General features: G+C 61.1%; 15 protein-coding genes and 1 pseudogene. 7 read left to right on the top strand and 9 right to left on the bottom strand.

Features of this window, described 5'->3' with window-relative positions; genetic code table 11:
- Complete coding sequence (gene pbpC / locus BEN47_RS07520) at positions 1–2,427, bottom strand: penicillin-binding protein 1C (RefSeq protein ID WP_070726833.1); 2,427 nt, start codon at positions 2,425–2,427, stop codon at positions 1–3.
- Positions 2,428–2,796: 369 nt separating this feature from the next.
- On the opposite strand from pbpC, the gene BEN47_RS07515 reads away from it, so the two are divergent.
- Complete coding sequence (locus tag BEN47_RS07515; RefSeq protein WP_070726831.1) at positions 2,797–5,523, top strand: S8 family peptidase; 2,727 nt, start codon at positions 2,797–2,799, stop codon at positions 5,521–5,523.
- Between the two features lie 550 nt (positions 5,524–6,073).
- Positions 6,074–6,691, top strand: coding sequence for a hypothetical protein (locus BEN47_RS07510; RefSeq protein ID WP_070726830.1), 618 nt, complete (start codon positions 6,074–6,076; stop codon positions 6,689–6,691).
- Positions 6,692–6,984: 293 nt separating this feature from the next.
- On the opposite strand, the gene BEN47_RS07505 is transcribed toward BEN47_RS07510, so the two are convergent.
- Both BEN47_RS07505 and BEN47_RS21375 read right to left on the bottom strand, forming a co-directional pair.
- The gene (locus BEN47_RS07505; protein ID WP_070726907.1) at positions 6,985–12,495 is read right to left on the bottom strand and encodes an alpha-2-macroglobulin family protein; all 5,511 of its coding nucleotides are present in this window, start codon (positions 12,493–12,495) and stop codon (positions 6,985–6,987) included.
- A gap of 69 nt (positions 12,496–12,564) precedes the next feature.
- Complete coding sequence (locus BEN47_RS21375) at positions 12,565–12,705, bottom strand: hypothetical protein (RefSeq protein WP_158010905.1); 141 nt, start codon at positions 12,703–12,705, stop codon at positions 12,565–12,567.
- Between the two features lie 60 nt (positions 12,706–12,765).
- On the opposite strand from BEN47_RS21375, the gene BEN47_RS07500 reads away from it, so the two are divergent.
- Both BEN47_RS07500 and BEN47_RS07495 read left to right on the top strand, forming a co-directional pair.
- Entirely contained in the window at positions 12,766–13,671 is a 906-nt protein-coding gene (locus BEN47_RS07500) for a LysR family transcriptional regulator (RefSeq protein ID WP_070726828.1), read from the top strand.
- 63 nt (positions 13,672–13,734) lie between these two features.
- Positions 13,735–14,936, top strand: a pseudogene (locus BEN47_RS07495) (threonine synthase).
- A gap of 184 nt (positions 14,937–15,120) precedes the next feature.
- On the opposite strand, the gene BEN47_RS07490 reads toward BEN47_RS07495, so the two are convergent.
- Positions 15,121–16,026 (bottom strand): hypothetical protein, encoded by a 906-nt coding sequence (locus BEN47_RS07490; RefSeq protein ID WP_070726826.1) that lies wholly within the window; start codon positions 16,024–16,026, stop codon positions 15,121–15,123.
- A gap of 342 nt (positions 16,027–16,368) precedes the next feature.
- Between BEN47_RS07490 and BEN47_RS07485 the strand changes: the two genes are divergently transcribed.
- Positions 16,369–17,505, top strand: a complete 1,137-nt coding sequence (locus tag BEN47_RS07485; RefSeq protein WP_262490384.1) for a glycosyltransferase family 4 protein — start codon at positions 16,369–16,371, stop codon at positions 17,503–17,505.
- 18 nt (positions 17,506–17,523) lie between these two features.
- Entirely contained in the window at positions 17,524–17,664 is a 141-nt protein-coding gene (locus BEN47_RS21370) for a hypothetical protein (protein WP_158010901.1), read from the top strand.
- 32 nt (positions 17,665–17,696) lie between these two features.
- Here the strand turns inward: BEN47_RS21370 and BEN47_RS07480 are convergent, their stop codons facing one another.
- The 4 genes from BEN47_RS07480 to BEN47_RS07465 form a co-directional block, all read right to left on the bottom strand.
- Entirely contained in the window at positions 17,697–18,470 is a 774-nt protein-coding gene (locus tag BEN47_RS07480) for an endonuclease III domain-containing protein (RefSeq protein WP_083322228.1), read from the bottom strand.
- Positions 18,471–18,635: 165 nt separating this feature from the next.
- Positions 18,636–19,604 (bottom strand): hypothetical protein, encoded by a 969-nt coding sequence (locus tag BEN47_RS07475; RefSeq protein WP_070726823.1) that lies wholly within the window; start codon positions 19,602–19,604, stop codon positions 18,636–18,638.
- Between the two features lie 307 nt (positions 19,605–19,911).
- On the bottom strand, positions 19,912–20,322 hold the full coding sequence (locus BEN47_RS07470; RefSeq protein ID WP_070726820.1) for a response regulator: 411 nt from the start codon (positions 20,320–20,322) through the stop codon (positions 19,912–19,914).
- 99 nt (positions 20,323–20,421) lie between these two features.
- Positions 20,422–21,912: a sensor histidine kinase gene (locus BEN47_RS07465; protein ID WP_070726817.1), complete on the bottom strand. Its 1,491-nt coding sequence runs from the start codon at positions 21,910–21,912 to the stop codon at positions 20,422–20,424.
- An 83-nt stretch (positions 21,913–21,995) separates the two neighbouring features.
- Between BEN47_RS07465 and BEN47_RS07460 the strand changes: the two genes are divergently transcribed.
- The gene (locus BEN47_RS07460) at positions 21,996–22,817 is read left to right on the top strand and encodes a TrmH family RNA methyltransferase (RefSeq protein ID WP_070726815.1); all 822 of its coding nucleotides are present in this window, start codon (positions 21,996–21,998) and stop codon (positions 22,815–22,817) included.
- A 1-nt stretch (position 22,818) separates the two neighbouring features.
- On the opposite strand, the gene BEN47_RS07455 is transcribed toward BEN47_RS07460, so the two are convergent.
- On the bottom strand, positions 22,819–23,352 hold the full coding sequence (locus BEN47_RS07455; RefSeq protein ID WP_125921565.1) for a hypothetical protein: 534 nt from the start codon (positions 23,350–23,352) through the stop codon (positions 22,819–22,821).
- Positions 23,353–23,470 lie beyond the last annotated feature (118 nt).

Here is a 23,470-nt window from a genome sequence, read left to right as displayed (position 1 = left end):
CTACAGCTCGGCCACCTGCAGCTGAATGTCCACGTTGCGGCCGTGGTCGTCGGCGCAGGAAATTTTCACGTTGCCCGTGGGCGGCCTGATGAATACCCGTTCAGTGGCCGAAGCGGCGCGCAGAAATTGGTCGTTCACGTACCAAAACACTTGGCGCACCTCGCTGCCCGCCGCGCAGCTCAGCAGCAGCTGTTGCTTTTCGGCGCGGTTGAGCAGGTATTCGGCATTGGCCAGGGGCGAGGTGATGGCCAGCGCCGCGCCGGTTTCGTCGGTGCCGCGCACGAGGCGGCAGACCACGTTGTGGGCCGGCAGCCGGGTGGCGGGCAGCCCCTGCGACTCGCGAAAAGCCAACACCTCGGGTGCCGGGTTGAGAAATAGCTGACGGCGAAACCCCGCCTCGGGCACGCAGGCCCGGCAGTAGGAAATAGCGCCATCGGCCGATACCAAGGCTTCGCGCTGGTGCTCGCAGCGCCGGGCGCTGGATATCCCCGGCAGGTAGTAGTCAATCAGCTGATTGGGGCAGTGCTCGCCGGGCACGAGCCCGCTTTCGGCGCATACCAGCCGGAAATCGAGGCTGGCGGGGGGCGTGGCCCAGTTGTTGGGCGAATTGTAGGCCAGGGCGTTGAATAAGTCGAACAGTAGGGGCGTGGCAATGTCGGTGCCCGTCAGGGCGGGGCTGCCTTCGCCGCTGAAGTTGCCCACCCACACCCCCACGGTGTAATCCTGGTTGTAGCCAATGCTCCAGGCGTCGCGGCGGCCGTAGCTGGTGCCGGTTTTCCAAGCAATTTTGGGCAGGCGCGCGCTGCCCTGGTAGCCCAGTGGCAGGTCGGGCCGGGTGTGCTGGGCCAGAATGTCGGTGATGAGGAAGGCGGCGGCGGGGGAGACCAACCTCGCGTCTCCAGCCGTCAACCTCACCCCCCGGCCCCCCTCTCCAAAAAAGAGGGGGGAGCCTGACGACTTTTGCCGTCTGCGGTCGTTTGGCTCCCCCTCTTTTTTGGAGAGGGGGCCGGGGGGTGAGGTTGACGGCAGAGGGGCGGTGAGCCGCACCGCGCAGTACCGCCCCTTATCCGCCAACGCCGCATACAGCGCCGTGAGCTCTTCCAGCGTGGTGCCGCAGCCGCCCAGAATCGTGCTTAGCCCCAGCCGGGGCGCATCGTGGGCCACGCGCTGGAAGCCGGCATCGCGCAGCTTATCCGTAAAGGTGACCACGCCTATCTCGCTGAGCACACGCACGGCCGGGATGTTGAGCGAGTAGGTCAGGGCCCGCTCCACGGTTACTTCACCGCTGAAATTCTTATCAAAGTTCTCGGGGCGGAAGCCGCTGAAGTTGCTGGGCACATCGGGCAGCTTCATTTTGGGCGTGACGAGGCCGCGGTCCAGGGCCAGGGCGTAGAGGAAGGGCTTGAGCGTGCTGCCCGGCGAGCGCACGGCCCGCACGCCATCGACCTGCCCGGCGCGGGTGGCATCCGCAAAGTCGGCCGAGCCCACGTAGGCTTCCACGGCGCGGGTGCGGTTGTTGAGCACCAGCACGGCGGCTTGCGAAATGCCCAGCTCGTGCAGGCGGCGCACGTAGTTTTTGGTCAGGTCCTCGGCCTGGGCCTGCGGGCCGCGCCGCAGCGTAGACCGGATGATGGCCTGGCCGGGGAACTGCGCCACCAGCCGGCGCGCTAGGTGCGGGGCCAGCGCCGGGGCCGCGTGCCGCCGCACGTCCAGCGGCTCGGCCAGGGCATCGGCAATGTCCTGGTCCGGAAACAGGCGCCGCTGCCGGAACTGCCGCAGCCAGCGGTTGCGCTCGGCCAGAATCAGGGCGTTGTTCTTGCCCAGCACCAGCAGGCGCGGCTGGTTGGGAATGATGGCCAGCGTCACGGTCTGGGCCAGCGAGAGGTAGTCGGGCGGCTGCTGAAAGTAGAGCAGCGCCGCCGACTTCACGCCTTCAATGTTGCCGCCGTAGGGCACCAGGTTGAGGTACAGCTGCAGAATCTCGGCCTTGCTGTAATGCGCTTCCAACTGCATGGCCCGCAGCATTTCCTTCAGTTTGTTGGCCACGGTGCGCTCCTTGGGCTCCAGCAGGCGGGCCACCTGCATGGTAATGGTGCTAGCCCCGGTGGTGCGTCCCCGGCCGAACAGGTTGCGCCCGGCCGCCTGTAGAATCGCGACCGGGTTCACCCCAAAGTGGTAGCGAAAGTACCGGTCCTCCTTATGGATGATAGCCTGCTGTAAGGCCGGGGTAATCTCGGCCAGCTCGGTTTTCATGCGCCACTTCTGCGTGGCGTTGAGGTAGGCGTGCAGCACGGTGCCATCGGCGGCCAGCACCATGGGGGAATATTGTGGGGCCGGGGGCAGCGGGAATGTCCAATTGAGGCCCAGCAGCACAATCACTGCAACCAGCAAAATCCCCCCAAATCGTATTCCGGTCCGCCGATTCATTCTCAAAGATATCCGTCAAATAACGGCACGCCCCCAACGGCCTAAAGCGCAGTCACTGAAGGCAGCAGCTCTGAAAAAGGAAGCGTAGTGAAGACATGCACACTGCCATGAAGCAAACAAGATTAAGAAAAAAGCACGAAACGGCGGCATGTAGAATGAAAATTTCAAGAGGTGTGAATTAAATGACCAAAAGTTTTATTGATTTTTTATGAAAATGGCCATTTATAAAAAAAATCAATAAATGTAAAATCCGGACGCGACACCTCTCCGTAGGTTTATTTATGGCCAGTTAAGACGGGCGTCACTCGTGATTCTCTTCTTTCTGTCCACAATGTTCACCAACCCATTTCCATATTCTCACACAGCTACATGAAAAAAACTTTCCTAGCGACCTTCCTCATGGTGGGTCTCAGCGCCGTCGCTTCGTTTGGCCAAGCCACGGTCGACCCCGAACTGCGGACCGCCCTTGCCACCAGCCCCACGACTCAGGTAATCGTTACATTCAATGGAAGCGGTGCCCCGCAGGCTTCGCAATTGGCCTTGCTCCAGGAATTGGGCATTACCAACGGCATCACCTTCAAAGCCCTGCCAGTAGCGGGTGTGATGGCTACTGCTGCGCAAATCGACGCCCTGTCCATGAACCCGGCCGTGCGTTCGCTTTATAGCAATAAACAGCTTGACTTTTACAACTTCGACGACACCAACCTGACGGGCGTGAAGCGCCTGCGTACCGACCGTGAAACCACGACTCGCAACAACGGCACGCCGGTTTCGGGCCGTGGCATTGGCGTACTCATCAACGACAGCGGTGTAGACGGCACCCACGAGGATATCAAGTTTGGCTCGCATCTGGTGCAAAACGTGCTGGGTACCACCAACCTGAAAGGCGTGAATGGTATGTTGCCCTTCACTCCAATTGAGGGTGTGCTCAACACCGACACCAATTCGGGCCACGGCACGCACTGCACCGGCACGGTGGGCGGCAACGGCGCCCGCTCGGGTGGCAAATACGAAGGCGTAGCGCCCGGCGCTTCGCTGGTGGGCTACGGCTCAGGCGGTGCCCTGTTCGTTCTCGACGCCATCGGCGGTTTCGATTACGCCCTCACGCACCAGTTCCAGTACAACATCCGCGTTATCAGCAACTCCTTCGGCTCCAGCGGCGCCTTCAACCCCAACCACCCCATCAACGTGGTGACCAAGAAGTGCTACGACCGTGGCATGGTGGTGGTATTTGCCGCCGGCAACTCCGGTCCCGGTGCCGACACCCACAACCCCTACGCCATTGCACCCTGGACCATTTCGGTGGGCGCTGGCGACCGCAACGGCCAGCTGGCTGGCTTCTCTTCGCGCGGTGTGAAGGGCGAGCAGGGCACCTTCGTGGTAGACGGCGAAACCTGGACGTTTAAAAACGAGCCCGTGATTGTAGCCCCTGGTGTTGACGTAGTGTCGACCCGTGCCGTGGCTCCGATAGCTGCCCTGGGCACCCCCACCGACGTGGCCGTACTCACGCCGGCCCAAATTCCGTTCTATACCCATAGCAGCGGCACTTCCATGGCTACGCCCCACACGGCCGGTGTGATTGCCCTGATACTGGAAGCCAAGCCGTCGCTCTCGCCGGCTCAGGTGAAGGATTTGATTCAGCAAACCGCCACCAACATGCCCGGCCGCGAGTCGTGGGAAGTGGGTGCCGGCTACGTGAACGCCTTCGCCGCCGTGGACCAGGCCTTCCGCTCCACTACCTATGGTTCGACGGTGAATGCCGCTCGTACCTTCAAAAGCAGCGTGAATTCGAGCGCTGCCGTTACACCCTTCACCATCAACTTCGACCCCGCCATTACGGCTGGTAACCAAATCACCTTTTTGGTGGGTGCCGGCGTCAACAGCCTGGAAGCTAAAATCTCGTCACCCGGCCTGCTGGGCGAAACCGGCAACCCTACCGCCCTGGTGTTGCTCGACCCCAACGGCGTGCGGCGCAGCTCGGGTACCCCTGTTACCTTCACCATCTCCTCCGACCGCAGCGTGGCTGTGACCTCGCCTATCCCCGGCACCTGGACCCTGCGCGTAGAAGGGCTGCGCGGCGTGGCCCTGCCCGAAACCATTAAAGGCAAAATCACGCTGCAAACCCCTGCTGGTACCTCAAACCTGAACGACATCGCCGGCCATCCCGCCGAAGCTGCCATCAAAATGGCTGTGACCGAGCGCCTCGTCGACGGCTTGTCCAACGGCTTCAAGCCTGATGCCCTGCTAACCCGCATTCAGTTGGCCGACTACCTGCTCATGGGCCAGGGCATCCGCCAGTTTCTGCCCACTAACGGCACCCGCACCTTCTCTGACGTAGCCGCTAGCGAAGTGTTGCTGACGGAGGCTGTAGCCGCCCGCGGCGCTGCCCAGCGCGACCGGTTCCACACCAACAATGGTGTGATGCTGGCCAGCGAAAACGGTAAGTTCTCGCCCAACACTTCGGTGAACCGTGCCGCTCTGGCTTACTCGCTGGTGCAGAGCCTCGGCTTCCAGCAGCAGGCTATGGCCCGCACCGGCAAGGCCGTAACCGTGAATTTTAACGGCCAGGCTATATCTATAGACGATGCCGACAAGATTCCGGCTGGCATGGAAGGCTACGTGAGCATCGCTCTGGAGCTCAACCTTATCAATGCCTTCTTCAGCATTACGCAGGGTCCTTACGATTTGCAGCCCACCATCACGGCTACATTCAAGCCCACGCAGAACGTCACCCGTGGTGACTTTGCTGTCATCGTGACCCGCACCTTCCAGCAGTACAACGCCCAGACCCAGCCCGCTGTGCAGGCTCGCAACGGCGCTGGTACTTCGGCGGCCCTGGCTTCGCAGGAAGTGGCTGCTTACCCCAACCCTTTCACGGGTACTACCACCATCACCTACGCCCTGGCTCAGGATGGTCCCGTAAGCGTAGAAGTGTTCAACACGATGGGTGCTAAAGTGCAGACCCTGGTGCTTGGCAACGAAACCGCTGGTTCGCACCAGGTGAAGTTCGACGCCGCCAAGCTGGCCCGTGGCACCTACCTCTTTAAGGTAAAGACCGGCGAAACGGTAACCGCCAAGCGCCTGGTAGTGCAATAAGCACCGCCGGAAGCTCGCTAACAAAAAAAGACCTGCTCCATTTGGAGCAGGTCTTTTTTTGTTAATGAAGCAGTGTGAAAAGTCACAGGGCGGTCAGCATGACGGGCTGATTGAATTTTCAGCCTTACTAAACAGCTTCAGTAGCAGAAAGCGAAGGCCGGGGTCAAAGTCTTCTGCGGCTTCTGTCAGACTCTCTGTACCGGCGAAGCCCATATGCCCGCACCTCAGTTCCGGCGCATTCAGTAACGCTTTGCGACCAAGCTTGCCTAGGTTAGCGCCGCAAATCGACTCAGAGGTGGCCTACTTAGATAACACTTGCTGTGGGTCAATTACAATATTCGAAAAAAAATATTTAGTGGCATTCAATCCGCACCTGTGTTCCCATGCTGAAAACGTATTTCTGTATAAATTAAATACAACTTTTTATTTTAATAAAATTATTTTTTTAAAAATTATTTTTTTTTTCGTGTTTTGATTTCGATATTTATATCAGTAAAACAGTCAAAAAAAAATAATCAAACTCCTAACCAACCAAAACCAATCAATTTTTATGAAAAATTTTAATAACCTCTCTATTGCTGCCCTGATGGCCGGTACTACGCTCTTCGCAACGGGTTGCGAAAAAGCCACTGTAGCTCCTGAATTGGCTACTTCTACTTCCCAGGATGTTGCCCGTGTTAAGGACCGCGCTATTGAAACGCGTGTGCAAGGCACTTACTATGATGCCGTTACGGGTACGACTTCTCGCTTTACTGCAACCCTGCGCATCGACGAGTTTGTCACCAGTGGAGGCCAACTGTTTGCAAAGGCTAGCCTAAGCCAGATTGGTGGAGGCTTGAGCCGTGACGCGGTAGCGCTGTTAGAAGGTCAGTCAAGCATTACCTTCAGTGGTGTTTCAACCACAAGTTGGTCTCCAACATCATTGTCCCTATCTGTTTATGGTACGGGATTTATCGTGGGCACCAATTCTTATCTGACATTGGACAAAAGCTACATCATTACGGTTGACGAGAACACCCGGGGCTACAGAAATGCAGGGGAGATTCTGATGGACATCAACAATTATCTTGCATCCGGCGCATACACTGATACCACGATATCCGCTACTGGCCTGGAGTATCTGGTATCTCTGTATAATAAACTGGCTGACGTTGTAGGCCGTTTCTAAGCTGGCCAATAGCTTGCCAAGCGGGGCACAAGGCGAAGATGTATTTCGCGTTGTGCCCCGCTTTTTAGTTTAGGTTCAGAACAAAACAGGTGTGTAAGCGCAGTCTAGCTCTGGCAAGCCACTGTAGATTGATATGCGTGGCCATGCAAGCTGGTAGGCCATCCCGCCCACTGCGTACGTAATGGCATTCCTTACGTAGTTTTTGATAACAAGTGAACTCATCAGTACAAAAGGGCTGCTCAAAGAGCAGCCTTTTTGCGTGCAGTAACGCACTGTGGAAACACCGTCTTTAATCATTTCACCCGCACCACGCCGGCGCCATTGTAGGAGTGGTATTCGGCGTTGTACATGGCGTCGGCGTTCACCGGGCCCAGCTTGAAGGTGCCTTTGCTCACGGCGCGGCATAGGTAGTAGAAATACTTGGGAGTGCCGGTGGCCGTGGTGAACATGTTAATTCGGTCGTCGCGCACGTCGAGGTAATCGGGGGTGCTGGCGTTGGTGGCCCAGTTCAGGTCGCGCACGGCACCGAGGCGGGCATTTTCGATTTCCAGACCGGCGGGCAGCAGGTCGGTGATGGCCACGTTCTTCACGGTGCCGGCCGCGTCGCCGGCTTCGATGGTGATTTTGACCACCACCAGGTCGTTCTGGCGGAAGGTGGGCGTGCCCAGGGGCTGGCCGGTGCGGTTCAGGAACTGGCGGCGCACTTTCAGGTAGCTGTCTTCCTCCTTCACCTGCCCGCTGGCCGAAACGCCCTCCGTTTCCCAGAAATAGTAAAGGTTGCCGCTGCCGGCAGTGCGCAGGTTCAGGGGCCGATTGGCCACGTTGGGAATGGTTAAATCCTTGCCGGTGAAGCTGCCCAGGACTTTGCCGCCTGCCGAGACAGTGGCCGTGGCGGTGCTGCGGGCGTCGCGCTTCGCGATTTTGCCCAGGGCCAGCAGAGCAAAGGCACGCACCTGGCGGCTGAGCTGCCGGGCCAAGGCCAGCACCTGCGGGTTGTTGGGGTCGGCTTCGATGAGGGCGTTCAGCACCACGGCCGCGTCGCGAATGGGGGAGTAGAACGAGCCGTCCTGGGCCCGCTTGGCGGCGGTTTCGCCGCCGAACTTGGCGGGCAGCAGCGCCTGAAACTGGCGCTGGTTGCCGAGCAGGGCCTGGGTGCAGGCCAGCAGGTATTTGGAGTCCTGGGCCAGCAGCTGGCGGTTGGCTTTGTAGTAGTTCAGGGCCACGGCGTCCTGGCGGCCGGCCAGGGCCAGCACGTAGAGCGAATAGGCAATTTCCTTGCTGGCAATGGTTTTCTCGCGGGCCAGGTTGTTCACGTCGAAGTACTGGTAGGGCTCGGTTTCGCGCTTTTTGAGGCGAAATTGTAGGTAGCGCAGGGTTTTGTCGAGTACCGACTTGTTCACGGCGAAGCCGGCGCGCTGGGCTTCCTGCAGGAAGTGGGCGGCATAGGCCGTGGACCACCAGTTGTCGTAGTCGCCGCCGGGCCAGTAGCTCAGGCTGCCGTTGTAGAGCTGCATCGCCTCAATCTTGCGAATGGCCTCCTGCACGTGGTAGTTGGGGTTGTATCGCTGGTTTTTGGCCGCAGCACCGATTTTCTGCTGCAAGGTGGCGGCCAGGTCGGCGTAGTACAGCTGCGGGAAAGCGGCCGACACGGTTTGCTCCAGGCAGCCGTAGGGGTATTGCAGCAGGTAGCGCAAGTCCTTGCTGAACTCCGTGAGCGGCGAGCGGCTGATAACCAGCCGGCTGCTGAGCGAGGCGGGCAGGAAGTCGGTTTTCAGGTTGAGCGGGAGCGAAGCGCCGCCGGCTAGCACGCCGCTGCCGGTGCGTTTCTCAAGTGAAGAAGCAGGGCGAACGGGAATGTCGATGGTTTCTGTGAAGGTTGCGTTACCGGCGTGGAAGCTAACCTCCACCTTTGCATTGCCGATTTTTGACTTAGCGAGTAAGTAGAATACTACACGCTTCTCAGCGTTTGGCTGTAATAGAGCACCATATGAATCGGTATGAGCAAAGTTCTTTTGGCTGATTTGAACCACACTCAACGGTTCTTGTGGATTCACTGAAATGATGGCAGTACCGCTGATGGGTTTTCCCGTCGTATTCGTCAGCGTCACCGACACGTCAATCGTGTCGCCCGGACTCATAAACCGAGGCAACGCCGTTGAAATAACCACCGGGTCGGCCACCTTCATCGTGGCCTCGGCCGAGCCGAATGCATCGTCCTTATACGCCACGGCCATGATGCGCAACGCCCCGCTGAACTGCGGCACGCGCAATTTGTAGCGCACTTTGCCGGCGGCATCGGCGGTGAGCACGCCGCTCCATTTGGCCACCAGTTTCACGCGGCGGTTGGGGATGGGGTTTGTGCGGCGGCGCAGGTCGGCGGCATCGCCGCCGCTGCTGCTGGTGCCCAGCTCGGGCAGCAGAAAAGGGTACATGTCGAAGGCCGACACTTCGAGGGCGCGCTTCTGGTAGAAGTAGCCGTAGGGGTCGGGCGTGACGTAATTTTTGATTTGCAGGATGCCCTCGTCCACCACGGCCAGCGTGACCTGCGCGCGCGGCGCGGTAGTGATTTCCACGGTCTGGAAGGTCTGCGAGCGGCTGGCGGCGGGCGCGGCAATGGCCACCGCGAGGCGGGCGCCGGGCTTTTCCACGGTGAGGGGCACGAAGCCGCGGGCCACCGTGAGCGGCAGGCGGTTGTCGGAAATGGCGCGGATGGCCGTGGCCGTCACGTACACGTTGGGCACGTGCTCGGCGGTGATGGGGACTTTGACCTGGGCCGATTTCTGGTCGGTGGTCACGTAGAAATGGCTGAGCACCTTGCCCCGTTCCACGGTCACGAGCACGCGGCCGGCGAAGGGCGTTTTCAGGAGCAGGGTGGCGGTTTCGCCGGGCTCATACCTGGCCTTGTCGGCCTCAATGGTCACCTCGCCCTCGTTGTTCACCTCGAAGGAATTGGCCTGGGTATCGCCGTAGCCATAGGCGTAGAAGCGCTGCGCCACGTAGCTCACGGCGCCCGGCCGGCTGATGCGCACCTCGTATTCGCCCGAACTCAGTGGCGTAAAGCTGAACGGCGTGCCGTTGCCCACGGCCTGCGTGCGCGTCGCGATGGTTTGCTCGCGCTGCTGGGAGTTGTAGACGTAGCGGCCGCCCTGGCGCTCCAGCACGGTTTCCCAGAGCAGGCGTACCACCTTCACCTGGGCCTGGGCTGAGGTAACTTTGCCCTGCGGCGTGAGGGCCAGTAGGCGTACGGTGGCGGCCTGGCGCGTGCTCAGCAGCTCCGGCAGGTCCTGGATGCCGAACACGGTGGCCTGGGTTTGCACGTCGAAGGTGGCGAGGCGGTTCACGGGCCGGCCGGTTTCGTCGAACACCGTGGCGAAGGCCACGCCTTCCAGCGTGCCCAGGTCGCGCACGTCGGGCACGTCGAAGGTGGTGGTGGCCTGGCCGGCGGCATCGGTCACGCCCTCGCGGGTGGTTTTTTCGAAGCGCGAAGTGGGCGTGGCGGTGGTTTCGCCGTCGTTGTTCGACGTGGTTTTGCGCCGCTCGCCGCTGTTGATGTCGAAGGAATAGCCGGGGAAATTCTTGGGCTGGAAGGTCTTTTCTTTCAGCGAAAATTCCACCTCAAACTTCCGGTCGGCTGCGGGCGGGCCAAACAGGTTTTGGGCATTAATGGTGGCCGTCACGGTCTGTCCGGGCTTGAGCACGGCGGGTGCGGCGGTCACCGTCACCTTCAGGCGGTCGGGAATGAACTCCTCCACGCTGATTTGCTTGGAAGTCAGCAGCACGTCGTTGCCGGTCAGCACTTCCAGCGTGTAGCGGCCGGTCATTACGGCGGGCGGCAGAATGAAGCGACTTTCGAACGAGCCGGCCGCGCTCAGCTTCTGGCGCAGGCTGCTGTATTCCCGGCCGGTGGGCAGCAGCAGGCGGATTTTCACGGGCAGGTTGGCGGGGGGAGTTTGCCAGTCTTCGGTGCGTACCACGGTGTTGGTGCGCACGGTGTCGCCGGGCCGGTACAGGTTGCGGTCGCCGTAGAGGAAGGCCTGGTAGCGGGCCGCGTTGCTGGTTAGCCCGCCCACCTCAAAGCGGGAAGTTTCGACGCGGCTTTTGGTGAGGTCCAGGAAGGTGAAGTCGGCGTCTTTCACGGCCGTCACCATGCCCAGCTTGAAGCGCTTCATGCTGGCGGCGGAGTCGAACGCGGCCACGCCGGCCGCGTCCGTCGTCACAGTGCCGATTACCTGATTGTTCGAGCTCACCAGGTTCACCGTCACGCCGCTCAGCGGCTGGGCCGTGCGGATGGAGTTGGCGAATACCAGCGTGCCGCCGGTGGCGCCCTGCTTCACAATGAGGCCCACGTCGGTCACGGCCACCAGCTTGCTCACTTGCAGCCACTGGCGCTCGGTGTCCTGCACGCGCACCACGTACAGCCCCTTCATGGCGCCCTGGAATTCCAGCTCCTTCAGGTCGAGGTTCAGCAGGCGCAAGCCGCCGGATTTGGGCAGCCCGTTCACCGAAATGGTGCGCTTGGAAAGCACGCTGCCGATGTTCTCCGTGTCGTAGTAGCGGAAGCTGCGGTCGATGTATTCGCCGTCTTCGTCGCGGTTGCTCCCTTCGTCATATTCTCCTTCATCGCCGTCGGAGCCGGGGTAGCCGTAGTTGGCCTCGCCGCGCAGCAGCTGCTGGATGTTGTTGGCGTAGACTTTGGCGATGGTCACCTTCACCTTCTGCACCTCGTTGATGCGCAGGCCCAGGTTGCGGGTGCCCAGCGCGTCGAGGTACAGGGCCTTTTCGCCGCTGGCAAAGCTGATGCTGGGCCGCTCGGCCGCGAAGGAAACCGACTGGCTGTAGGTGTCGAACAGCTGCCCGCCCAACAGCCCGCGCGTGCCCGAGGCCAGCGTCACCTGGTAGGTTTTACCCACCACGAAGTTGCCCTTCAGCGCAAAGCCGCTTTCCAGCGCCTCAATGGCAAACGGCGCGCTTGGCGACACCTTCAGCGCGGTTTGAATGTCGGGCACCGACACTGGCTGGTTGGTGAGCACCGTCACCACGGCCTCGCCGTTTACCAGCGTGCCCACCAGCTCGCACACTTCCAGAATTTGCGGTTCGGGCACTTCCAGCTGGGCCAGGAGCGGTTTGTCGGTGGCTTTGCCGCCCACGGCGGGAACCAGGCCAGGCGCAATTTCCACGGTCAGGGCCGCGCCGGGCTTCACGTCCTGCGCGAAGCTGATGCCCAGAATCTTGTCCGGCTCGGCCGAAATGAGCTGCACGGCCACGGGCTTGCCGTCCTGGCTCACGCGCAGCAGGGGCCGCAGGTCCACCGGCCGCACGGGGTAGTTGAACACGAGGTTGGCGCGCAGCTCGGCCGTGCCCGCGGCCTTAGTCGAGCGGCCGTAGAACACCTGCGGCGCGGCCATGCTTAGGTAAGGCGTGTGGAAGCGCTTGCGGTTCAGGGCCAGCTTGTCTTTGCCGCTGGGCAGGTTTTCGGGGCGCAGCGCGGCGTCAAACACGGTGCTGGGGCGGAAGGGCTCGGCGGGTGAAAAGGTCAGCTCCCGGTCGCCGGTCCATTTGAACTTGCCGCGCACGGCCGGCGAAAACCGCACGTACTGCGTGGTGTCCCAGCGGTTGAGCTGAGCATCGGTCACCACGGCGTCATCAAAAGTGAAGACTAGGTTGGAGTACGGGTCGATTTCTTCGCCGTCGGTCTGGGCCAAGTCGGCGGCCTGTTCCTTAGCGGTTTTTTTGGAGCACGACGAAGCAGCCAGCAGCGCAAGCAACAGCAGCGGCAACAGGGACCTGAAGAAGCGAAAAAGCATGGTGCAGAAAGGCAGGTGAAAGGGCAGGGTAAGGTATGGCAAAAGTGGGAGTGGTTCACCAGTACGACTTCACTCCACCAATTCCAGCACCTCCCGCCGCGCCACCACCCGAAACTCCAGCCCTGCCAGTGGCTCGGCGGGCACGTGCATTGTCGGGAAACCCAGCCGCACCACCGGCAGAATGTCGGATTTCAGCGAGCCGATAATCATTAAGAAGTTTTTGGGCGTGATGCGGAGACGTGCGAACAGCCCACGGATGCATCTTTGCGCATGCTTTCCCACCCGCACGAAGTCTTTCTCGAAGTTGCCCAGCGCTTGAGCTTCACCAAGGCCAGCCAGGCGCTGTTCATCAGCCAGTCGGCGGTGAGCAAGCAGGTGAAGGCCCTGGAGGAGCACTACAAAACCGGCCTGTTTGAGCGCCTGGGGAGCAGCATTCAGCTCACGCCGGCCGGCCTCAAGCTCTACCAGAAGCTGCTGCAGGCCAAGCAGCTGCAGCACGAGCTGCACCAGGAAATGAGCGAGCTGAGCACGGAGTTTGCGCCGAGCCTGAATTTGCTCATCGGGGCCAGCACCACCATCTCGCTCTACGTGCTGCCGCCCGTGGTCTCGGCTTACCTGCGCTTGCACCCCAACCGCCAGCTCAGCCTCAAAAACCGCAATTCCGACAACATCTTGCGCGCCCTGCTCGACCACGAAATCGAGCTGGGCATCATCGAAGGCATCCACAAAGTGAGCAACGTGACCTACACGCCCCTGCTCACCGACGACGTGGTGGCCGTGTGCGCCGCTCGCAATCCCCTCGAAAACCGCACCCTCGAAGTGCACGACCTACTCAGCACGCCGCTGGCCCTGCGCGAGGCCGGCTCCGGCACCCTGGCCGTGCTGGAGGAGGCCCTGGCCCACCACCGCATCAAGCTGGCGGCCCTGCCCGTGCGCGTGCGCATGGGCGGCACCGAAGCCCTCAAGAATTTCGTGCGCGTAGACAGCTGCCTGGCCTTCCTGCCCCGCCAGGCCGTAGTAAAAGAGCTGGCTTCGGGTGAGTTTTCAGAGGTGAAAATCAACAACTTCCCACTCAAACGCGAGTTCAATTTCATCCAGCGCAAAGGCACCGAAAACAACGCGCCCTACAAGGATTTTCTGCTTTTTACCAAGCGCTACTATTCCGGAAAGGCATAGGCTATTCCAAAATCCCATCCCCATAAGGCATACCACGGCTGCTGCGCTGCCGTACTTTGCCCCATGAACCTTGTAGCCTCCGAATCCCTTTCGCGCCTCGCCACCCTGCATTGCTCGGCGTGCGGCACGTCCTATTCTGCTTTCGAATTGCAGCGCGTTTCCGCTTGCTGCAGCCTGCCGCTGGTGGCCGGCTACGACCTGCACGAGGCGCTGAGCCGCGACGTTATCGACCAGGCCGATTCGTCTATGTGGCGCTACGGGGTGCTGCTGCCGCTGCTCCACGAAAAAAACAAAGTGACCCTGGGCGAGGGCATGACTCCCATGCTCCACCTGCCGCGCTTGGCCGCGCGCCACGAGTTGTCTTCCCTTCTGCTAAAGGACGAAGGCCAAAATCCCACCGGCTCGTTCAAGGCGCGCGCCTTGGCATGGCCATCTCCAAAGCCAAAGAACTGGGCGTAGATGGCTGCATTATTCCCACCGCCGGCAACGCCGGCGTGGCCATGGCCGCCTACTGCGCCCGCGCCGGCCTCCAGGCCGTGGTAGTCATGCCGCGCCACACCCCGCAGGCCTTCAAGGAGGAGTGCTACTGGTACGGGGCCGAAGTGGAGCTGGTCGATGGCCTCATCAGCGACTGCGGGGCCCGCGTGCGCCAGCGCAACGCCAACGGCGCCCTGCTCGACATTTCCACCCTCAAGGAGCCCTACCGCCTCGAAGGCAAGAAAACCATGGGCTACGAAATTGCCGAGCAGCTGAACTGGACGCTGCCCGACGTGCTGCTGTACCCCGCTGGCGGCGGCACCGGCCTCATCGGCATCTGGAAAGCCTTCCAGGAAATGAAGCAGCTCGGCTGGCTGGCTCCTGATGTGAAACTGCCCCGCATGGTGGCCGTGCAGGCCGAAAACTGCTGCCCTCTGCTCGAAACCTACGAGGGCCGCCAGCTCAACTGCCACAGCTACCAGGGCCGCGCCACACTGGCCAACGGCCTGGCCGTGCCCCACCCGCTGGGCGAAAGCATGATGCTACGCGTGCTCCGCGAGTCCAAAGGCACCGTAGTGGCCGTGAGCGACGAAGACATGCTGGCCGGTATGCGCGACCTCGGCAAAGACGAAGGCCTGTTTGTAGCCCCCGAAGGCGGCGCTGTCTGGATGGCCGCCCGCCACCTGCTGGCCACCGGCTGGCTGCACCGCGACGAAAACGTGCTGCTGCTGAATACCGGCAGCGGCCAGAAATACATGGACAACGTGGCCGGCCGCGCCGCTGGGTAGTCGTTCGAAAGTAAACGCGTTGCCCCTTGCCAGTCCAGCGACTATCAGCCATCTAACAACTAATGCCTAACGAATTAAATAGTACCACGCCAACCCATCGCATGATCAACGGGCAGTGCATTTCAGGCCGTCATGCGAAGCCCAGCCTGCGGCAGGCTCGGCGAACCGCATTCTATTTGTTGAGCTAAAATTTTGCCTGTTCGGTTGCAACAGCACCGGGCATTTGCCAGCCGCGCCCTACTATTTTGAGCAGCGTTCGGCGCCACGACGGCAGGCTACGGTACCTCATTTCGGTTTCGTGCAATTCCTTGATGTTCAAATCTGTCACCCGGTCGTAAAATTCTTCCAGGGACTGCCCGGCGTGTTGGCGGAACACGCGGGCCAACAGCGGGCGCGCCGCCTTCAAATTCCAATAGTGCACCACGTACGGAGCTGCTTCAACCACCGCGCGGTCGGCGCCAAACCACAGACTAAAAGCCAGTTGCTCCATTATGTGTTTGTTGTAAGTGGCGTACAGCTGGTCGGCCAGGTCTACCACTTCCGGCAGTCTCTCGGCCGCCACAAATGTCATTCCAATAACCCCGGAGTTATACAATATCGTCCGTTCATCAACGAAGTAGCGCTGGGTGCCAACCGGAAATACGTGTCCTTTCAGGTGCCTGTAAACTTTGCGGCTCAGCAGATTCCCCGCCGCTAACCGGTCTTCGCTCACATGCATGACGTACTTCCCCTGCTGTACTTGCCTAAACAGCGGCTCAGGGTCGGCTTGCCAGATGGTATCGGTATCAACGAAAAGCAGGTTGCCGGGATAGTGCTGCGCAGCGTGGCCCAACACACCTATTTTTAATAGGTAGACCTTATTACTGCTGCCGCGCCAGTTTTGCCATTGGGCGAAGGAAACGGCCGGATACACAACTCCGTTCCGTGCCCCGAGCACTTGCCGGAATGCAGCAGGCGAATCGGTGTAAATCAGCACCTGGGCCGCCTTATGAGCAACCTTATAATAGGAAAGCAGGCTATAAAGGGCCTCCGCATGCAGCTCCTTCGAGCCGTAGGCAAGATAAATCAGGGAGCAGGGCACCTCTGGCATAATTCACTTGGTCTGGGGTTGCGTCCTGTAATATAGACAGTTACGCATGTAGAGCTTAAAACGACCGTGCTGGTTGGTCAAAAGTACAAGTTCGCCAAAGGAAAGACTCTTCGGGATACGATTACAGTGCGGTGGTGAACTCTCTTTATTTATAGGTAATGAGCATGCTGATTGACCGTGTCAAGTCATAAATAAAGTATAAATTACTTAGACGGCGCTATGGACTTGTGAGCGAAATTATCGGTTATGAAATTACTCGCCGCGCTTAATAAGGGCTTCATTTCCCGACGCGGGATTAACTAAATTTGCTTTGAAAACACCTGTAGCTGTCTTTTTCCTGTCGTGACTCATCCTTTTCCCATCTCGTTGTTGTGCCTGTCAAGCAGTTGGGGAGGGTTGGAGTTGAATACCGTCCGCTTTGCAAGCTGGATGACGCAAAGAGGCTGGCAGGTGCAACTCATAACCCTGCCGAACTCGCCAATTGCGGCTCGGGCGCAGGAACTAAATCTGCCGGCGGCTTTACTCCGCAATCCCTGGAAGGCAGTCGATTTACCGGCCGCAGTTCGCCTCAGCAGCATCCTAAAAAAAAATAAGACCGAGGCACTTATCGTCACCCGCAACGGCGATTTGGGGCTGGCGGTGCTGTGCAAAAAACGGCATTTGCCCACGCTGCGGCTGCTCTACCAGCAGCACATGCAGCTGGGGCTGGCCAAGCGCGGCCTGGTGCACACCTTGCGCTACCGCGCCCTCGATGCCTGGCTGACGCCCTTGCACCGGCTGGCTCAGGAAGTGCTAGAAAAAACCCGTCTGCCGCCCGCCCGCTTGCACGTGGTGCCGCTGGGCATCGAGTTGGAAAAGTTTGCCCGCCCCGCGTTTACCCAGGCCCAGGCCCGCGCGCAGCTGGAACTCACGTTGCCGCCGCAAGCAGTGCTCCTCGGGTTGATTGGCCGGTTCGATGACGGAAAAGGACAGGACTTTGTGGTTGAGGCAGTGGCGGCGCTACGCCAGCGCCATCCGCAAGTGCACCTGCTTTTTGTGGGCGAGTCGACCCGCAACGAGGGCAACGCCTACCGCGAAGCCGTACTGGCGCGCGTGCAGGCCCTGGGCCTAGCCGAGGCCGTGCACGTGCGGTCCTTCGCGTCGCAACCCGCAGTGGCCTACCGCGCCCTCGATGTTTCCATCACGGCCTCCGTCAACGAAACCTACGGCATGGTAACCATCGAAGCCATGGCCACGGGCTTGCCCGTGGTGGCTTCGGCCACCGGCGGTACCCTTGAAATTGTGGACGACGGCCGCACCGGCTTGCTGTTTCCGTTGCGCGACAAGCCTGCCTTTTGCGCCGCTATCGAACGGTTGCTCAACGACCCCGCCCTGGCCCGGCAGCTGGGCCAGCAAGCTCAGGCTGAGGCGCTGCGTATGTATTCCCACCATTACCAGTGCGAATTGACGGAGCACGTGTTGTTCGATGCGGTGCGGTAGCCACTTTTCTGCGCCTCGGTGCGGCAGGGTCACTGGCCCGGTTCTGCCACCGCGCACGCGGCCTTCACGGCCGCTTGGCTGGCCTGCTCGCTCACCCCCGCCCCGCCCACTTTCTTAAGCGCCGTGGTGTACCCGCTCAATAAAGTGACGTGGCTTTGAGGCGAAGAATGAATGCGAACGAAAAACGAAGGCTACGCTTCGCCAAAGAGGGTAGGAGCGCGGGGACTCACCCGGGCCTGCCCAAATGGGCACTGGTCCAGCACTACGCAGCGGCCACAGGCGGGGGCATGAAAGTAGCAACATTTCTGCCCGTGGAACATGAGTGCCTCGTGGTGGTCGTACACCTGCTGGGCATCCCAGTTGGGCGGTAGCAGGGCTTCCAGCATCTTGTGGGCGGGGCCTTCGCCCACTTTGGGGCCAATGAGCGCCAGGCGCTGGGCCACGCGGTGGTGGTGGCTGTCCACGGGCATGGCCGGAATGCGCAGGGAGCTGAAAAGCAAGGTGGCCGCGCTGGTTTTCGGCCCCACGCCGCTGATGCTTTCCAGCCACGCCCGCGCTTCCGGGATGGGCATTTCGGCCAGGAAATCCAGCGAGCACGGCACCTTCGTGCCGCAGCGCTCCCTGATTTCGCGCAGCACTGCCTGGATGCGCGGCGCCTTCTGCTCGGGCCACGTGCACGCCCGAATGGCGTGCTGCACGTCCTCGGCCGGCGCTTCCAGCACGGCCTCCCAGGTAGGGAAGGTGGCGCGCAGCGTCTGGTAGGCGCGGTGCGAATCGGCGTTTTTGGTGCGGTGCGAGAGCAGGGCACTCACCAGCTCGCTCAGCGGGTCTTTGGTGCTGAAGAAGGGGAACGGTGCCCCGTACTCGGCGCACAGGCGGGCGTGTACCAGCAGGGCCTTGGCCTGGCGTACGGTAAAGTCCGTGGCCAACGCCTCGGTAGTGAGAGGGGGAGCGGCTGCTTTCATGCTACGCCTACGCGCGCAGCGAGTGTGCAGGTTGCCTGCAGCCCTAAACCGGTTGAAGGTCGTTCCAAAGTAAGAGGGTTGTCAGTTGCGCGTTGTTCGTTATCAGCCAATATTTTACCAACAACCAACAACCAACAACCAACAACCAACAACCCAGTCCCGCATTTACCGAACCGAATTGTACAGGCTGATGGCCTGGCGCTGATTGCTGGCCTGCTTGCCTTGCAGCACAATGGGCACAATGAGCACCGGCAGCGCCGCGTACACCAGGGGCGAAATAGTCTGTCCCGAGTCAGAGGGCCGCAACGATTGCAGCACGCCGGCCGCCATCAGGCCGCCGCCCACAATGTAGCTGGCCACGGTGAGGCGCTGGTACCGGCGCGAGTCAAAAAGCAGCTGCTGGGCGCCGGCGTTGTCGGTGGTGGCCAGCATGAGGTTGCGGCTGTTCAGGCTTTGGATGGGCCCGTTGTCCTTGGAGAAATACTCCGTTTTCACGGTGCGGTAGCCGCCGTAGGGGTAGCCGCCCATGCCGTAGCCCCCGTATCCGTACCGGCCGTAGCCGGGGTTGCCAAAGCCGCCGGGCCCCGAGTTGTACTGCGATGAGGTGATGGAATAGAGGCTGATGCGACCCGTTTTATCCCGCCGCAGCGTGGCCTCACGCGAGGAGTTGGGCAGCGTAGTGCGCACGTAGTGGCCCGTCTCGTCTTCATAGAAACCCACTTCGCCCAGGTCAAGCTTGCGCTGGCCGTCCAGCAGCAGGTACGACCGCCCGAACAGCGGCGATTTTATCTCCACATCGGAAGCGTTATAGAGCATGCCGTTCTTCAGGCCCACCTGAAACCGGGTGGGTTGGGAGTTGTTGCCGGGCAGCTGGCCCGCCCGTGCGGGCGCATACACCGGGGCCGGGGCTGCCATGGGAGCGGGCAGCGGGGCCGTCACGGTGGCGCGGCGGGTGGTGTCGGGGGCAGGTGCCGGCACGGCGTCGAGCTGGCGGGGAGCCGGGGCCGGCCGGGGCCTAGCCGGGGCCGGCAGAGACGGGGGCGCCCCCAGCTGGCGGGGGGCTTCGTCCTGGGCCTGCGCGGCCGACCCTGCGAGCAACACCAACAGCGCCGGAAAAAGAACGGGGAACTTCATAGAAAGGACCGAAGGAATGGGAAGGGAACTGGACAAGGTACCAACGCCCGGCAAATATGGGAGGCCCGCCCCAAAAAGCGTGCCCGCATACCGGCACGGCCCCAACGCAAACCATCGGCAGGAAGTGTGAATTCCAGTGCCCAACACCAAAATATCCTTCCCGAACGCACCTGCGCGGCTCCCGTCCATACCAAGCCTGCGCAGGCGACGCCTCTTGCCGCGGGAACTACCAAATCGGAGCAAGCAGAAAAACGCCCCAGCCGTTTCCTGTAAGGACCGGTGAGGCGTTCAGTTGCTTATTTGCGGGCTAATTGAGTAGTTTTTCGAGCAGGCTCAGGCTATCGGCTAGGTCGGTGGTGCTTTCAAAATCCAGCGGCTTCAAAATGTAGCCGCTCACGCCCAGCTCCTCAACACTGAGGCGGTCCACGTCCATGCTGGATGTGGTGGTAATGAACACCGGAATGTGATGAAATTCGGGGTTGCCGCGCAGCTCCGTCAGGAACTCAATGCCGTTCATGCGGGGCATGTTCAAATCCAGCAGAATCACCTCGGGCAGGGGGCGCAGGGCTTCGGTGCCGTTGCGGCCCAGCAGCAAATCCAGGGCTTCTTCGCCGTTGAATGCCGTGTGCAGCTGGTGCGGTACGTTAAACTTGGCGAAGGATTTCTCCGCCGTCATGGTATCAAAAATATCGTCTTCAACAAGTAGAACAGAACGCATACAATACAAAAAAAGGTAAGGTTCGCACGGAACCTGCCACAACCGTGGTCAGAACAAACAAGGCCAAACCTCAACCGTTGGGTTCCCTCCCAGCCAAGTTTACTTTGGCCAGGTAAAGATAAAGCCCGCCCCCTGGCCCGATGCCGACTCGACCCGAATGGCGCCGTGGTGCTCGTCAATTATCTTTTGCACAATGCTCAAGCCAATGCCCGTGCTTTCGGCCGTGTGACGGTCGCGCAGGGTTTGAAACAATAAAAAAATCTTGTGATGGTACTCCGGGGCGATGCCCGGGCCGTCGTCCTGCACCCGAAATTCGTAGAAGCGGCCGGCGTCGCGGCAGCTCACTTCCAACCGGCCGGCGCCGCGGTGGTGGTACTTCACGGCATTGCTGAACAGGTTGGTAAACACCTGCTGCAGGCCCAGCCGGTCGGTCAGAAAAACCGGCATCTCCGGGCTGGTGCGCAGCGTGAAGTCGGGCGGAATCACGAGCTCTGCTACTTCGCTCAGCAGTTGGCCCACGTCGACGAGGGTGGCAGCCTGGGCGGTGCGGCCCACGCGGGCATAGGCCAGCAGGCCGTTTATGAGGTCTTCAAGGCGGCTCAACCGGCCCTTCATCTGGTCGAGGTAGGTGCGGAGCTTGGGCGAGAGCTCCGCCGACAACTCGTCCTCAATCCATTTCACAATGGTGGTCACCCCGCGCAGGGGCGCCTTGAGGTCGTGCGAGGCCACGTAAGCAAACTGGTCGAGCTCCTGGTTGCGCTTTTCCAGGGCACTGAAGCTGGCATCCAGCGTCTGGGTCATCCGGTTGAGCGAAGCAGCCAGGCCCCCGAGGTTGTCTTCGGCCGTATCGGTGATTTTTACGCTGTAGTCGCCCTGCACCACCTTCTCGGCCAGGGCCCGGATTTGGGCAATTCGCAGGCTGACCTCGGCGTTGATATCGGCCAGTTCGCTTTGCAGCCGGCGGTTATCGGCCAGCTCCTGCACTATTTTCACCACCAGCCACACCACTATCAGCACCGCGAGCACGGCCGATACCAGCACCACAATGGGGGTGGCTTTTGCGAACAGCTCCTGCGACGCGCTGCGTTGCGCGAGCACGGCCATTTCCTGCGCCTGAATCCGGTTGTAGAGGGTGCGTACCTGGCGCAGGGTCTGGCGGTCGGTGTCGAGAGATGTCTGCATGGCCGACTTGCTCATCGAGCTGCTTAACTGCGTCAGCGGCCGCAGAATGCGGAATTCCTGCTCCACCAGCCCACGCAGCGAATCGAGGCGGGCCTGCTGGGTCGAGTTGTCGGCGGTTAAATTATCTAAGCGCTCCAGGCTATTGGGCAGCTCGTCGGTGGCCAGGCTGAAGGGGCGGAGGTAAGCCGTGTCGCCGGTGAGGATGTAGCCGCGCACGCCTGCCTGGGCGTCCTTGAGCACCGCCGTCACGCTGGCTACTTGCTGCATTACCTGATAAGTGTGCTCCACCTGCCGGGTTTGAACCTTTAGGCCGCGAATGCTCCAGAACGAGGCCGCGGCGGTGAGCAGCAGAATGCCCACGGCCAGTACCAAGCCGGCAATAATTTTGGGGTCAATTTTTGACTTCATTGTGTTGCGAAGGTAGTGGGCCGCCCTACGCGGGTGCCGGGGGTAGGGTTGGGGCCGGCGGCTCCGCCCGTATCTTCGTGCCCATGCCGTTTGCTCCTTCCGACCGCCTCAGTAGCCCCCAAAACCTGCGCATCAAGCAACTGCTGCGCCTCCAGCAGAAGTCGGCGGAGCGCCGCGCCCTGGGCCTTACCCTCGTCGAGGGCCTGCGCGAGCTCACCATTGCCGTGGAAGCCGGCGTAGCCGTTGCTGCCGTGTATTCGTGCGCCGAGCTGGCCGATGAAACCGGGCAGCAGGACTTGCAGAAGCTGTTTTCTGGTTTGGATAGTGCGCCTGAGTGGTTTGAGGTGACCAGGCCCGTTTTCGAAAAAGTAGCGTACCGTGAGGGCTCCGACGGCCTGCTGGCCGTGCTGCGCACCCCCGCCCGCTCCCTCGCCGACCTGCGCCTGCCCGAAAACCCACTCGTCATCGTGCTCGAAGCGGTGGAGAAGCCCGGCAACCTCGGCGCCATCCTCCGCACCGCCGACGCCGCCCCGGTCGATGCCGTGCTCATCGGCGACCCGCGCACCGATTTATTCAACCCCAACGTCATCCGGGCCAGCATTGGGTGCGTGTTCACGGTGCCCACCGTGGCCGCGCCGGTGGCCGATATTTTGGCCTTTCTACGGGAAAAAGGCATCCGCACCTACGCCGCCGCGCTTGCCCCCGATGCCCGCGACTACACCGCCTGCGACCTCCGCGGCCCCACCGCCCTGGTGATGGGCACCGAGGCCGACGGCCTCACGCCCCAGCTGCGCGCCGCCTGCGACGAAACCATCATCGTGCCCATGCGCGGCCGCATCGACTCCCTCAACGTGAGCGTGGCTACCGCCGTGCTCACGTTTGAGGCGGTGCGGCAGCGCGGGTAGCCTAGCGCGCCGCAGGCGGCATTTCGCCCAGCAGCACTTTCAGGTAGGGGCGCAGGGCGGCGGCGGGCACGCTTGCCGGCAGCCGCCGGGTAGCGCGGTACTGCCGGATAACCGTGTACAGCTGCCGGCGATTGTATACGGTGGCTTTGATGAAGCCAAACGTCGAAACGCCCAGCAGGCTGAACGCCACCGGCGCCACCCACGGGTCGTAGTAGTACTTGCTGTAGTTGGGCGCGGCCCCGTAGGTGCGCGGGTCGGGCTCGTAGTGCCGGCCCAGCGCGGTGGCTACTGGCACAGGGTACCCGGCGTACTTCATAATATTGAGGCCGGTTTTCCACTTCGCATAGTACAGTTGAATGACCGCGCGGGCCGTGTCGTTGAACCCGTAAGCGTCCTCAAAGCCCCGCGACGAGAGCCGATAGTCGCTCGTGGCCGGGTGCTCCGTCATGGCCGCCGCCGCGTCCTGCCCGCGCGCTGCCGGCGCGCCCGCCAAACCCAACCCAATAATGACGGCAATGGTAGTAGAAGTAGTCAAAGAATAAGTTTTTTAAGAAGAAGCTGTTTAGAAAGTCGGTTTTGGGTTGATTTTTCGCAAAAAGAGGACGACAAAGGCCAGCCAGTGCCAGGCCAGCCAGTTGCCGACGCTGGTTTCG

This window comes from Hymenobacter lapidarius, from assembly GCF_001816145.1.
Lineage (GTDB): Bacteria > Bacteroidota > Bacteroidia > Cytophagales > Hymenobacteraceae > Hymenobacter > Hymenobacter lapidarius.
The sequence above is the reverse complement of the archived record's forward strand: the minus strand, read 5'-3'. Positions and strand labels throughout refer to the sequence as shown.